General features: G+C 71.6%; 9 protein-coding genes and 1 riboswitch. Of the genes, 8 read left to right on the forward strand and 1 reads right to left on the reverse strand.

The annotated features are described in order from the left end of the window. Positions 1-168: 168 nt before the first annotated feature. A complete protein-coding gene (gene mfd / locus FHS39_RS19050; protein WP_184350540.1) occupies positions 169-3,729 on the forward strand; it encodes a transcription-repair coupling factor in 3,561 nt (1,186 codons plus the stop codon). A 69-nt stretch (positions 3,730-3,798) separates the two neighbouring features. Here mfd and FHS39_RS19055 read toward each other — a convergent pair whose 3' ends face one another. Further along, on the reverse strand, positions 3,799-5,280 hold the full coding sequence (locus FHS39_RS19055; RefSeq protein ID WP_184350541.1) for a DUF2079 domain-containing protein: 1,482 nt from the start codon (positions 5,278-5,280) through the stop codon (positions 3,799-3,801). A gap of 212 nt (positions 5,281-5,492) precedes the next feature. Here FHS39_RS19055 and FHS39_RS19060 point away from each other — a divergent pair, with 212 nt between their 5' ends. From FHS39_RS19060 to eno, 7 genes are all read left to right on the forward strand, one after another. After that, a complete protein-coding gene (locus FHS39_RS19060) occupies positions 5,493-6,095 on the forward strand; it encodes a SurA N-terminal domain-containing protein (RefSeq protein WP_246470340.1) in 603 nt (200 codons plus the stop codon). 151 nt (positions 6,096-6,246) lie between these two features. Continuing rightward, positions 6,247-7,215, forward strand: coding sequence for a nucleoside triphosphate pyrophosphohydrolase (locus FHS39_RS19065; protein WP_184350542.1), 969 nt, complete (start codon positions 6,247-6,249; stop codon positions 7,213-7,215). A 64-nt stretch (positions 7,216-7,279) separates the two neighbouring features. Beyond that, entirely contained in the window at positions 7,280-7,711 is a 432-nt protein-coding gene (locus FHS39_RS19070; protein WP_045932196.1) for a DUF6479 family protein, read from the forward strand. A gap of 65 nt (positions 7,712-7,776) precedes the next feature. Next, positions 7,777-9,048 (forward strand): cytochrome P450 family protein, encoded by a 1,272-nt coding sequence (locus FHS39_RS19075; protein WP_184350645.1) that lies wholly within the window; start codon positions 7,777-7,779, stop codon positions 9,046-9,048. Between the two features lie 234 nt (positions 9,049-9,282). Further along, positions 9,283-10,206: a transglycosylase family protein gene (locus FHS39_RS19080; RefSeq protein ID WP_343069645.1), complete on the forward strand. Its 924-nt coding sequence runs from the start codon at positions 9,283-9,285 to the stop codon at positions 10,204-10,206. A gap of 258 nt (positions 10,207-10,464) precedes the next feature. Beyond that, positions 10,465-10,647: riboswitch (cyclic di-AMP (ydaO/yuaA leader) on the forward strand. Positions 10,648-10,651: 4 nt separating this feature from the next. Continuing rightward, positions 10,652-11,377, forward strand: coding sequence for a LysM peptidoglycan-binding domain-containing protein (locus tag FHS39_RS19085; protein WP_184350544.1), 726 nt, complete (start codon positions 10,652-10,654; stop codon positions 11,375-11,377). Between the two features lie 220 nt (positions 11,378-11,597). Further along, positions 11,598-12,878 carry a phosphopyruvate hydratase gene (gene eno, locus FHS39_RS19090; RefSeq protein WP_045932192.1) on the forward strand — a complete coding sequence of 427 codons (1,281 nt, stop codon included), beginning with the start codon at positions 11,598-11,600 and terminating at the stop codon, positions 12,876-12,878. The last annotated feature ends 5 nt before the right edge of the window (positions 12,879-12,883 follow it).

Genomic DNA, 12,883 nt, shown 5'->3' on the forward strand with positions numbered 1-12,883 from the left:
GGTGCGAGTCCGGGCCGTTCGGCATCCCCGGCCCTGCGCCGGAGGCCCAGCGGGTGTCGGCCCGCCGTCGTAGGCTGGAGGCGCCCCCGGCCCGTATCCCACACGTGTCGGGCGATTCGCGTTGTCCATCGGCCCACCGGCCGACCCCCCGGGACGGGAAATCTCTCCATGAGCCTGCACGGTCTGCTCGACGCCGTCGTCAAGGATCCGGCGCTCGCCGAAGCGGTGAAGGCCGCGGGCGACGGCAACCGGCCGCACATCGACCTCGTCGGGCCGCCCGCCGCGCGGCCCTTCGCCGTTGCCGCGCTCGCCCGTGACGCCGGGCGGCCCGTGCTCGCCGTCACCGCCACCGGGCGGGAGGCGGAGGACCTGGCGCAGGCCCTGCGCTCCCTGCTGCCCGCCGATGCCGTCGTGGACTACCCCTCGTGGGAGACGCTGCCCCACGAGCGGCTCTCCCCGCGCTCCGACACCGTCGGCCGCCGCCTCGCCGTGCTGCGGCGGCTGGCCCACCCGAGCAAGGACGACCCGTCGGCCGGGCCCGTCTCCGTCGTCGTCGCGCCCGTACGGTCCGTGCTGCAGCCGCAGGTCAAGGGGCTCGGTGACCTGGAGCCCGTCAGCCTGCGCTCAGGGCGGAGCGCCGACCTCGAAGAGGTCGTGGACGCCCTCGCCGCGGCCGCCTACGCCCGGGTCGAACTGGTCGAGAAGCGCGGCGAGTTCGCGGTGCGCGGCGGCATCCTCGATGTGTTCCCGCCCACCGAGGAGCACCCCCTGCGCATCGAGTTCTGGGGCGACGACATCGAGGAGATCCGCTACTTCAAGGTCGCCGACCAGCGCTCCCTGGAGATCGCGGAGCACGGCCTGTGGGCCCCGCCCTGCCGTGAGCTGCTGCTGACGCCGAGCGTCCGCGAGCGCGCCGCCGCGCTCGCCGAGGAGCACCCGGAGCTCGGCGAGCTGCTCGGCAAGATCGCCGAGGGGATCGCGGTCGAGGGCATGGAGTCCCTCGCCCCGGTCCTGGTCGACGACATGGAGCTGCTGCTGGACGTCCTGCCCGCGGGCAGCATGGCAGTCGTCTGCGACCCCGAGCGGGTGCGGACGCGCGCCGCGGACCTCGTCGCCACGAGCCAGGAGTTCCTGCAGGCGTCCTGGGCGGCCACCGCCGGCGGCGGCGAGGCCCCCATCGACGTGAACGCCGCCTCCCTGTGGGGCATCGCCGACGTCCGCGACCGCGCCCGCGAGCTCGGCATGATGTGGTGGTCCGTCAGCCCCTTCGCCGCAGGCGAGGACGCTCTGACATTTGCCGCTGGCGCGGCGGGCGACGGCGACACCCTCAAGCTCGGCATGCACGCCCCCGAGACCTACCGCGGCGACACCGCCCGCGCCCTGGCCGACACCAAGGGCTGGCTCGCCGACGGCTGGCGCACCGTCTTCCTCACCGAGGGCCACGGCCCCGCCGCCCGCACCGTCGAGGTGCTCGGCGGCGAGGGCATCCCCGCCCGCCTGGACGCGGACCTGGCGGAGATCGCCCCGTCCCTCGTGCACGTCTCCTGCGCCGGCATCGACAACGGCTTCGTCGACCCCGGCCTCAAGGTCGCCGTGCTGACGGAGACCGACCTGTCCGGCCAGAAGTCCGCCAGCAAGGACCTGGGCCGCATGCCCGTCCGCCGCCGCAAGACCATCGACCCGCTCACCCTCCAGGCCGGCGACTACATCGTCCACGAGCAGCACGGCGTCGGCCGCTACGTCGAAATGGTCCAGCGCACGGTCCAGGGCGCCACCCGCGAGTACCTGCTCGTCGAGTACGCCCCCGCCAAGCGCGGCCAGCCCGGCGACCGCCTCTACATCCCCACCGACCAGCTGGAGCAGGTCACCAAGTACGTCGGCGGCGAGGCCCCCACCCTGCACCGGCTCGGCGGCGCCGACTGGACGAAGACCAAGGCGCGCGCCAAGAAGGCCGTCAAGGAGATCGCCGCCGATCTGATCAAGCTCTACTCCGCCCGGATGGCCGCCCCCGGCCACTCCTTCGGCGCCGACACCCCCTGGCAGCGCGAGCTGGAGGACGCCTTCCCCTACGCGGAGACGCCCGACCAGCTGACCACCATCGCCGAGGTCAAGGAGGACATGGAGAAGTCCGTCCCCATGGACCGCCTGGTCTGCGGCGACGTCGGCTACGGCAAGACGGAGATCGCGGTCCGCGCGGCCTTCAAGGCGGTGCAGGACGGCAAGCAGGTCGCGGTCCTGGTGCCCACCACGCTCCTCGTGCAGCAGCACTTCGGCACCTTCTCCGAGCGGTACTCCCAGTTCCCCGTCGTGGTCAAGGCGCTCTCCCGGTTCCAGACCGACTCCGAGGCGAAGGCGGTGCTGGAGGGGTTGCGCGAGGGCTCCGTCGACATCGTCATCGGCACCCACCGCCTCTTCTCCTCCGAGACCAAGTTCAAGGACCTGGGCCTGGTCATCGTCGACGAGGAGCAGCGCTTCGGCGTCGAGCACAAGGAACAGCTCAAGAAGCTCCGGGCCAACGTCGACGTCCTGACCATGTCCGCCACCCCCATCCCGCGCACCCTGGAGATGGCGGTCACCGGCATCCGCGAGATGTCCACGATCACCACCCCGCCGGAGGAGCGGCACCCCGTGCTGACCTTCGTGGGCCCCTACGACCAGAAGCAGATCGGTGCCGCCATCCGCCGCGAACTGCTGCGCGAGGGCCAGGTCTTCTACATCCACAACCGGGTCGAGTCCATCGACCGGGCGGCCGCGAAGCTGCGCGAGTTCGTGCCCGAGGCGCGCATCGCCACCGCGCACGGCCAGATGGGCGAGAGCGCGCTGGAGCAGGTCGTCGTCGACTTCTGGGAGAAGAAGTTCGACGTGCTGGTCTCGACGACGATCGTCGAGTCCGGCATCGACATCTCCAACGCCAACACGCTCATCGTCGAGCGCGGCGACAACTTCGGCCTCTCCCAGCTGCACCAGCTGCGCGGCCGCGTCGGCCGCAGCCGCGAGCGCGGCTACGCCTACTTCCTCTACCCGCCGGAGAAGCCCCTCACCGAGACCGCCCACGAGCGCCTGGCCACCATCGCCCAGCACACCGAGATGGGCGCGGGCATGTACGTGGCGATGAAGGACCTGGAGATCCGCGGCGCGGGCAATCTGCTCGGCGGCGAGCAGTCCGGCCACATCGCGGGCGTCGGCTTCGACCTCTACATCCGCATGGTCGGCGAGGCCGTGGCGGATTACCGCGCCTCGCTGGAGGGCGGCGAGGAGGCGCCCGAGGCACCGCTGGAAGTGAAGATCGAGCTTCCGGTCGACGCGCACGTCCCGCACGACTACGCCCCCGGCGAGCGGCTGCGCCTGCAGGCCTACCGCGCCATCGCCTCCGCCACCACGGAGGAGGACATCAAGGCCGTCCGCGAGGAGCTCACCGACCGCTACGGCAAGCTGCCCGAGCCCGTGGAGAACCTGCTGCTGGTCGCGGGCCTGCGGATGCTGGCCCGCGCCTGCGGGGTCGGCGACATCACGCTGCAGGGGCCCAACGTGCGATTCGGCCCGGTGGAGCTGCGGGAGTCGCAGGAGCTGCGGCTCAAGCGGCTGTACCCGCGTACGGTCCTCAAGCCGGCGACGCAGCAGGTGCTGGTACCGCGGCCGGCCACGCGACCGATCGGCGGCAAGCCGCTCGTTGGCCGCGAGCTGCTCGCGTGGACGGGTGAGTTCCTCACCACGATTCTGGGGGCGTGAGGTCACCCCTTATCCGCGCTGACGCGCGTCGTCCTCAAACGCCGGACGGGCTGAAATCAGCCCGTCCGGCTACGGCACCCGCTTCAGCACCGCGTACCCGCCGTCGCTGCCCAGCACCGCGTACCGCGCTTCCGGATGCATGCGCTGCGCGTCGGCCACCAGATCCTGCGGCACCCGGCCGTCGCCGATCCGCAGGGCGACGTAGTCCGGGTCGATGCCCCGCGTGTCCCCTATCCAGAACACCCGGCACCGGTTCACCAGCCGGCTTATCGGGCCCACGTCCGATTCCACCGTCGACCCGTCGGGGATCCGCTCCAGCAGGCGTTCGGCGGCCTTCACCGAGGCCGGTATGCGGTACGTCTCCGGCAGCGTCAGCCCGTACAGCGGCAGCGACGCGCTCAGCGCCAGGGCCGCCGCGAGGACGGCGGCCGGCAGCTGGTGGGCGTACGAGCGCAGCCACGGCCGCCCGCTGCGCCGCGCCGTCTCCAGCGCGTCGGTGAGGGCGATGAAGACGACCGGCATCAGCACGGCGCTGTAGTGCCAGTCGGTGCCCCAGTAGTGGTCGTCGTGGGAGAGGAAGCGCCAGCCCAGCGTCGGCAGCGCGACGATCAGCAGCGGGGAGCGCAGCGCCAGCAGGCCGGTGGTGGGCAGCACCGTCCACAGCAGGGTGCGGACGGCGGTGTCGAGGGGGATGACGGGCGCGGGGCCGCCGCCCTCGCCGTCGAGCTTGTTCCAGTAGTCGTAGGAGCCCGTGCTGTTGAAGCCCGGGATGACGACGCCGAGCGCGACCGCGGTCGCGGCGAGCCCGAAGGCCACCAGTCCGCCGCCCCACACCACCACCCGCCGGTCCCGCGCGCCGCTGCGCTGCCGCAGCAGGATCAGCACGCCGACGGCCGCCGCCGTGACCCCCAGGTCCTCCTTGACCAGGACCAGCGGCGCCGCCCACAGCACCGCCGCCCGCCACCGGCGGCAGACCACGGCCTCCAGGGCGAAGGCCAGCAGCGGCATGGCGAAGGCGATCTCGTGGAAGTCGAAGTCGACCGCCCGCTGGACGCCCCACGACAGCCCGTAGGCCACGCCGATCGCCAGACCGCGCCCGCGGCCCAGCCGGCGGGCGGCGAGCCGGGTGACCGGCACGGCGGAGACCGCGAACAGCGCGGCCTGCACGACCAGCAGCGTCACGGGGCTGGGAAAGGCCCGGTACACGGGCGCGATCAGCGCGGTGACGGGGCTGAAGTGGTCGCCGAGGATGTTGGTGCCGGGCCCCTTGAGGTCGGCCACGGGTGCCTGGAGCCGGGCGTAGGCCTGTATGGCCTGCTCGAAGATGCCCAGGTCCCAGGACATGGTGAGCATCCGGCGGTGCCGGCAGACGGACAGCGTGGTGTAGAGGACGAAGAGGACGCCGCTCACCCAGTACGGGTCCAGCCGTGGCGCGCGCAGGGCGGCGGCGGCCCGGGCCACGGCGCCGATGCCCGGCCGGTCCCGCACCGCGCCGGCCCCGGCCGGGCGCGTGCCGGGCTGCGACACGGTGTCGGCTGCGGCCGAGTCCATGGAGCGTCCTTTTCTCTGCGGGGCCGGCCGGCGGGGTGCCGGTTCGGCCAAAGGGTGGATATCGAAAAGATACGCGCCGAGCGGGGGCCGAAGGGTCCCGCACCTCAACCGGCCGCGAATCGTTGGTCGAACCAGTGGCCCAGGCCACGCGGACTCCCTAACATCGATCACCGCCAGATCGATGCCGTGCACGATCCATGCCGGGAGGCTTCATGATCCGCATGATCCGCCGCAGGACAGCGCTCTCCGTCTGTGCCGCCGGGCTCCTCGCCGCGGCCCCCCTCCTCACCGCGTGCGGCTCCGCGCCGCATCCGGGAGCCGCCGCCGTCGTGGGCAAGGACCGCATCACCGTCTCGCAGCTGCAGAGCCAGGTGGAGGACGTACGCCGGGCGCAGCAGGCGGCGCCGCAGGGTCAGCAGCTGCTGGCGGGCAGCGCGCGGCTGAGCCAGGACACGCTGGTGCGGCTGATCCAGTACCGGATCGTCGAGCGGGCCGGGCAGGACAACGGCGTGCAGATCACCCGGCGGCAGCTGCAGGAGCAGCGGGCGCGGGTGGAGCAGTCGAACGGCGGCGCCGACGCGGTGCGGGACAGGTTCCTGGCGCTGGGCGTCGCGCCCGACCAGATCGACCAGGCGCTGGCGATGGACCTGGTCCGCAGCAAGCTGGACGACAAGCTGGGGGCGGCCCGGACCAACGAGGTCCTGATGCAGACCTCGGACCGGCTGCGGGTGGACGTCAATCCGCGCTACGGGACGTGGGACGCCAGGCGCGGCACCGCGCGGCCGGTGCAGGAGCCGTGGCTGCGGCCGGCGTAAGCCGGGATGACGGGCGGGGCGCCGGTTCAGGGGGTGTCCGATGGGTCGGCACAGGCCCCGCGACTCCCCCAGCTACCGCTGGGAGGTGCCCCCAGCACCAGACGCCGCGGGACCCTCACTGACCCATCGGACACCCTCTAGGCTCGACGGCATGAACGACTCCCACGGCCGCATCGTCCTGCTCACCACCAGCCACCGCGTCGCCCCCGGGCTGCTGTCATGGCCCGCCTGGCAGGTGCTGCGCGAGGCCGACCGCGTGCTGTGCTCGGACGACCGCCACCCCCAGCTGCCGTATCTGCGGGAGGCGGGCGTCGAGGTCGAGCACGCGCAGGCCGGTGCCCGGGAGCTCGTCGACTACTGCGTGGGGGAGCGGCGCACCGCCGTGGTGATCACTTCGGTGGAGGGGGAGTCGTCCCTCACCGACGGGCTGGCCCGGCTGGCGGGCTCGGGGCGGGAGGAGATGCCCGCGCTGGAGCTGCTCCCCGGCTCGTACGACCTTCCCGGCGCCCGCTTCCTCGACCTGGTGCAGGTGATGGACCGGATCCGGGCCGAGTGCCCGTGGAGCGGCATCCGCACCCACCAGGACCTGGGCAAGTACGCGCTCGAAGAGATATACGAGCTGCTGGAGGCCATCGAGACCGGCGACCGGGAGGCGCTGCGCGAGGAGCTCGGGGACGTACTGCTGCAGGTCGTCTTCCACGCCCGCATCGCGCAGGACGACCCGGACGAGCCGTTCTCGGTCGACGACGTGGCGGGCATCATCGTCGACAAGCTCATCCACCGCCACCCCCATGTCTTCGGCGAGGAGTCCGCCGCGACCCCGGAGGAGGTCAAGGAGCACTGGCTGCGCACGAAGGCGGCGGAGAAGGGCCGCGAGTCGGTCACCGAGGGCGTCCCGCTGGGCCAGCCCGCCCTGGCGCTGGCCGCGAAGCTCGGCTCCCGGGTGCGCACCGAGGGCCTGGACGTCCGGCTGCCGGCCGGGGAGGGCGTCGGCTACGAGCTGCTGGCCCTGGCCGTACGGGCCGAGGCGGAGGGCACCGAGCCGGAGACCGCGCTGCGCGCGGCGGCGCGCACCTACCGGGATGCGATCCGGGCGGCGGAGTCGGCGCGGGCGGAGTAGCGGCTGCACACCCGTTCGGCCCAGTGGCGGTCTTGACGGCGCCGCCGCCGGGTACCCGACATCCATGCGTATTGAGCACACGGACCTCGCCCTTCCCAGCTACCTGGGCGGCATCGCTCCGTTCATCGTCGGGCTGTGCGTCGGCGGGCTGCTGATCGCCGCCTTCTTCTTCGGCCAGCGCTACCGCGCCCAGGAGCCGCCCCCGCCGAGCCAGCCCCAGCGCCGGTCCGGGGCGTGGCAGACGCGGGAGGAGCACGAATCCGGCCCGAGCTCCCCCGACCACGGGCCGGGGCACGACGACAACGACGACGCGGTCGGCTATGTGACCGAGCACCACGAGTCGGACCGGCTGCAGCCCGAGGCCGACGGCGAGCGCGTGCTGCCGCACGAGATCAGGAACCCGGGCGCCCACCCCGAGGAGCTCTCGGACGAGCGCAAGAAGTGGCCCCCCGGCAGCAGCGGGTCCTTCGGCAGCGGCGGCAGCGGCCGCCACTGACGGCCGCCCCGGCCGGCTGCCGGCAGCGCTAGTAGCGTCGGGGCGTGCACGACTCGAACGACAGCATGAACACGCCCCCCGCCCCTCCCCTCTTCACCTGGGAGTTCGCCTCCGACCCCTACCCGGCGTACGCCTGGCTGCGCGAGCACGCGCCCGTGCACCGCACCGAGCTGCCCAGCGGCGTCGAGGCATGGCTGGTCACCCGCTACGCCGACGCCCGGCAGGCGCTCGCCGACCAGCGGCTGTCGAAGAACCCCGTACACCACTCGGAGAACGCCCACGGCAAGGGCAAGGTCGGCATCCCCGGCGAGCGCAGCGCCAATCTGATGACGCACCTGCTCAACATCGACCCGCCGGACCACACCCGGCTGCGCCGCCTGGTCTCCAAGGCCTTCACCCCGCGCCGGGTGGCGGAGTTCGCGCCCCGCGTGCAGGAGCTGACCGACCAGCTGATCGACGCCATCGTGAACAAGCAGGGCGTCGCGAAGGGAGCGGCGGACCTTATCCACGAGTTCGCCTTCCCCCTCCCCATCTATGCGATCTGCGACCTGCTCGGCGTCCCGCCCGAGGACCAGGACGACTTCCGCGACTGGGCCGGGATGATGATCCGCCACGGCGGCGGACCGCGCGGCGGAGTGGCTCGCTCCGTCAAGAAGATGCGGACCTACCTCGCGGAACTGATCCACCGGAAGCGTGAGGATCCGGGAGAAGACCTCATCTCCGGACTGATCAGGGCGAGCGACCACGGCGAACACCTCACCGAGAACGAGGCCGCCGCGATGGCCTTCATCCTCTTGTTTGCCGGTTTCGAAACAACTGTGAACCTGATCGGTAACGGAACCTATGCGCTGCTGCGCAACCCGGATCAACGCGAAAGGCTCCAAAACGCCCTGGCCGAGGGCGACGAGAGCCTGCTCGCCACCGGCATCGAGGAACTCCTGCGCTACGACGGTCCCGTGGAGCTGGCCACCTGGCGGTTCGCCACCCAGGACCTGACCATCGGCGGACAGCGCATCGCCGAGGGCGACCCGGTGCTCGTCGTCCTCGCCGCCGCCGACCGCGACCCCGAGCGGTTCGCCGACCCCGACACCCTCGACCTGGCCCGGCGCGACAACCAGCACCTGGGCTACGGGCACGGAATCCACTACTGCCTCGGCGCCCCGCTGGCCCGGCTGGAGGGCCAGACCGCGCTCGCCACGCTGCTGCGCCGCCTGCCCGACCTGCGCCTGGCGGCCGACCCCGACGAGTTGCGCTGGCGCGGTGGGCTCATCATGCGCGGACTGCGCACCCTGCCGGTGGAATTCACCGTTCCGGCACCGGAACAGACGGTTCCGTAAGGCCCGGCAAGCACCCTCACGCGATAACAGATGACGCCGGGTCAGCCCGCGTGACCTTCGCGTGACCTCCGCTACACCGGCTTGTGACGGCCGGGACCCGTCGCTATGTTCGACGACCACATCAGCCGCCACATGAGAGGTACGCGTATGCGCCCAGGGAACGGTAGACATCGCCGCCCCCGTCAGATCCCCGCCATCGTGGTCGCAGCGGGGGTAACGGGGGCGGGTATCGCCATGCCGCTGCTCGGAGCCACCGGAGCCGTCGCCGCGGACACCGGCACCTGGGACCAGGTCGCCCAGTGCGAGAGCGGGGGGATGTGGAGCGCCAACTCCGGCAACGGATACTTCGGCGGGCTCCAGCTCACCCAGGAGATGTGGGACCAGAACGGCGGCTCGGCCTACGCGCCCCGTCCGGACCTCGCCAGTCGCTCCCAGCAGATCGCCATCGCCGAGAAGATCCTCGACGGCAAGGGCCCGGGCACCTGGTCGAGTTGTGCCGCCGGACCGGGCCTGTCGAAGGGCAGCGCGGCGCCCGAGGTGGACCCCGGACGCGCCACTCCCGAACCGCAGCCGAGCCACACCGACGAGCCGGAACACACCACCCCGGCCACCCCCGCACACGGCGGCACCACGCCGTCCACCCCGCACGCCGGGTCGGACAAGCCGGCGCCCGGCAAGAGCGAAGCGCCCGGCACCGCGACGCCGTCCCCCTCCGCGCCCGGTGCGTCGGAGCAGCCGGGGAGCGGCAAGCACCGCAAGGACCCCTCGGCCGACCCCACTGACCCCGCGTCACCGTCCGCCACGCCCACCGACATCCCCTCCGGCCTCCCCTCCGGCACCCCTTCCGCCGGTCAGAGCGCGCCCCAGGACGCGCAGACGCCCGGCGATGCGGGGACGACCGGGGGCGCGGGCAAGCACCGCGCCGATCCGTCCCGTTCCCCCTCCGACGGCCGCGCCTCGCGTGACGGCGGGAACGCCCGTACGGATAAACCGCTCGGCGGCGACTACACGGTGCGTCCCGGTGACAACCTGTCAGTCATCGCCCAGGAGCACTCAGTCGAGGGCGGATGGTCCTCGCTGTACCAAAAGAACGAAAAAGTGGTCGGAACCGATCCGGACCTTATCCAGCCTGGTCAGCGCCTTGAACTCCACAAGTAGCGCGGCATAAACGCCGAATGTCCGTTCCAGTCGAAAGTGAGACATGGCTCTCGTTGACTTTGGCCTGGATGGTCTCGGTCCGTTCGCCATGAACCGTCCCTCACCTGCGGAAACAGGAGGTATCTGGGGGTAACAACCCATGCTGGTGGCTGAAAAGTGGGGTTTGAACCCGTCGGCCGCCTGTGTTTAACGTCGTCACCGCTCGCCACCGCGAGCACCGCGATCGCACGCCGAATCCTGCCGGCGATCGGGGGAGTCGTCGCGCAAGCGCCGTAGGCAGGAGCGGGGGAACCAAGGTAAGTTGCCGGAACGGACCGGGGGTCGGTTGGCCTCGGGGACGGGACGGCTAGGGGTGAAGCCGGGTACGCGCAAGCGGACCGGCCGGGCAAACTCACAGCCCGAACCCGACAGCTCACCTCGTAGGCGTCGGTGAGGAAACCGACTTATGTCCAAGGGCAAGCACCGTCGTCCGTCCAAGGCCGTCCGCATCGTCACGCTCGCCGGCGTCACCGGCGCAGCGGTCGCAGCCCCGCTGATGGTCGCGACCTCCGCCAACGCCGCCTCCGTCGACCAGTGGGACAAGGTCGCCCAGTGCGAGTCCAGTGGTGACTGGCACATCAACACCGGCAACGGCTACTACGGTGGCCTCCAGTTCTCCCAGTCCTCCTGGGCCGCCGCCGGCGGCACGGCCTACGCCCCGCGCGCCGACCTGGCCACCAAGGGCCAGCAGATCGCCGTCGCCGAGAAGCTGCTCGCCATGCAGGGCCCGGGTGCCTGGGGCTGCGCCGGTGCGGGCAACCTGAGCTCCGGCGGCGCCAAGGCCGACGTCGACACCTCCGGCGGCTCCTCCTCCGGCCGCGTCTCCGGCAAGAGCCACGCCGACCGCAGCGAGCGCTCGTACACGCCGAAGCACGCCAAGCCGCAGGTGGAGACCGACGACGAGCAGGGCGACGATGCCCCGGCGCCGAAGCCGTCGGCGCCGAAGCACGCCGCTCCGAAGTCCGTCCAGAAGGGCGACGGCGAGTACCAGGTCAAGGAAGGCGACACCCTCGCCAAGATCGCCGACGCGCAGAAGGTCAAGGGCGGCTGGGAGAAGCTCTTCGACCTCAACAAGAAGGTCGTCGAGCACGCCGACCTGATCTACCCGGGCCAGCAGCTGCACCTCAGCTGACCGTCCGCCCCGCGGGACCGCCCCGCTCCGATGCGCCTTCCCCCCGAGCCGCATCGGAGCGGGGCTCCGCTGTTTTTTATGAGTTTTCTGCATTTTTCTGCGCTTGCGTCAGTTTTTGTGGCAATTTTCGGTCCGCTGACCGGATCCAACGGCAGGCGCAGCCCCCGGCGCCCGTTAGGCTCGTGCTGCAGAACTCCAGACACACACGAAGGAGACCCTCGTGCCGTCCATCGACGTCGTCGTAGCTCGCGAGATCCTCGACTCGCGAGGCAACCCCACGGTCGAGGTCGAGGTCGGCCTCGACGACGGCTCCACGGGCCGTGCCGCCGTGCCGTCCGGCGCCTCGACCGGCGCCTTCGAGGCCATCGAGCTCCGCGACGGCGACCCGAATCGCTACCTCGGCAAGGGTGTCGAGAAGGCCGTCCTCGCCGTCATCGAGCAGATCGGCCCGGAGCTCGTCGGCTACGACGCCACCGAGCAGCGCCTGATCGACCAGGCCATGTTCGACCTGGACGCCACCGACAACAAGGGCTCGCTCGGCGCCAACGCCATCCTCGGCGTCTCCCTCGCCGTCGCGCACGCCGCCTCCGAGGCCTCGGACCTGCCGCTCTTCCGCTACCTCGGCGGCCCGAACGCGCACCTGCTGCCCGTTCCGATGATGAACATCCTCAACGGCGGCTCGCACGCCGACTCCAACGTGGACATCCAGGAGTTCATGATCGCGCCGATCGGCGCGGAGTCCTTCTCCGAGGCGCTGCGCTGGGGCACCGAGGTCTACCACACCCTCAAGAAGGTGCTGAAGGCCAAGGGCCTGGCCACCGGCCTCGGCGACGAGGGCGGCTTCGCCCCGAACCTGGGCTCCAACCGCGAGGCCCTCGACCTCATCCTCGAGGCCATCAAGGAGGCCGGCTACACCCCCGGCCAGGACATCGCCCTGGCGCTCGACGTCGCCGCCTCCGAGTTCTACAAGGACGGCGTCTACAGCTTCGAGGGCAAGGACCGCTCCGCCGCCGAGATGACGGAGTACTACGCCGAGCTCGTCGAGGCGTACCCGCTGGTCTCCATCGAGGACCCGCTGTTCGAGGACGACTGGGCCGGCTGGAACACCATCACCGCGCAGCTCGGCGACAAGGTGCAGCTGGTGGGCGACGACCTGTTCGTCACCAACCCCGAGCGCCTCGCCCGCGGCATCGAGGAGAACTCCGCCAACGCCCTGCTGGTCAAGGTCAACCAGATCGGCTCGCTGACCGAGACCCTGGACGCCGTCGAGCTGGCCCAGCGCAACGGCTTCAAGTGCATGATGTCGCACCGCTCCGGCGAGACCGAGGACGTCACCATCGCCGACCTGGCCGTCGCCACCAACTGCGGCCAGATCAAGACCGGCGCCCCGGCCCGCTCCGAGCGCGTCGCCAAGTACAACCAGCTGCTGCGCATCGAGGAGATCCTCGACGACGCCGCGGTCTACGCCGGCCGCAGCGCCTTCCCGCGCTTCAAGGGCTGACGCAC

Origin of the sequence: Streptomyces olivoverticillatus (assembly GCF_014203555.1) — a bacterium.
Lineage (GTDB): Bacteria > Actinomycetota > Actinomycetes > Streptomycetales > Streptomycetaceae > Streptomyces > Streptomyces olivoverticillatus.

Bases quoted from the DNA above. Each gene is read 5' to 3' on its own strand.
- FHS39_RS19055 (WP_184350541.1), bottom strand. From the start codon at position 5,280: ATGGACTCGGCCGCAGCCGACACCGTGTCGCAGCCCGGCACGCGCCCG.
- mfd (WP_184350540.1), top strand. From the start codon at position 169: ATGAGCCTGCACGGTCTGCTCGACGCCGTCGTCAAGGATCCGGCGCTC.
- FHS39_RS19080 (WP_343069645.1), top strand. From the start codon at position 9,283: ATGCCGCTGCTCGGAGCCACCGGAGCCGTCGCCGCGGACACCGGCACC.
- FHS39_RS19070 (WP_045932196.1), top strand. From the start codon at position 7,280: ATGCGTATTGAGCACACGGACCTCGCCCTTCCCAGCTACCTGGGCGGC.
- FHS39_RS19075 (WP_184350645.1), top strand. From the start codon at position 7,777: ATGAACACGCCCCCCGCCCCTCCCCTCTTCACCTGGGAGTTCGCCTCC.
- FHS39_RS19060 (WP_246470340.1), top strand. From the start codon at position 5,493: ATGATCCGCATGATCCGCCGCAGGACAGCGCTCTCCGTCTGTGCCGCC.
- FHS39_RS19065 (WP_184350542.1), top strand. From the start codon at position 6,247: ATGAACGACTCCCACGGCCGCATCGTCCTGCTCACCACCAGCCACCGC.
- FHS39_RS19085 (WP_184350544.1), top strand. From the start codon at position 10,652: ATGTCCAAGGGCAAGCACCGTCGTCCGTCCAAGGCCGTCCGCATCGTC.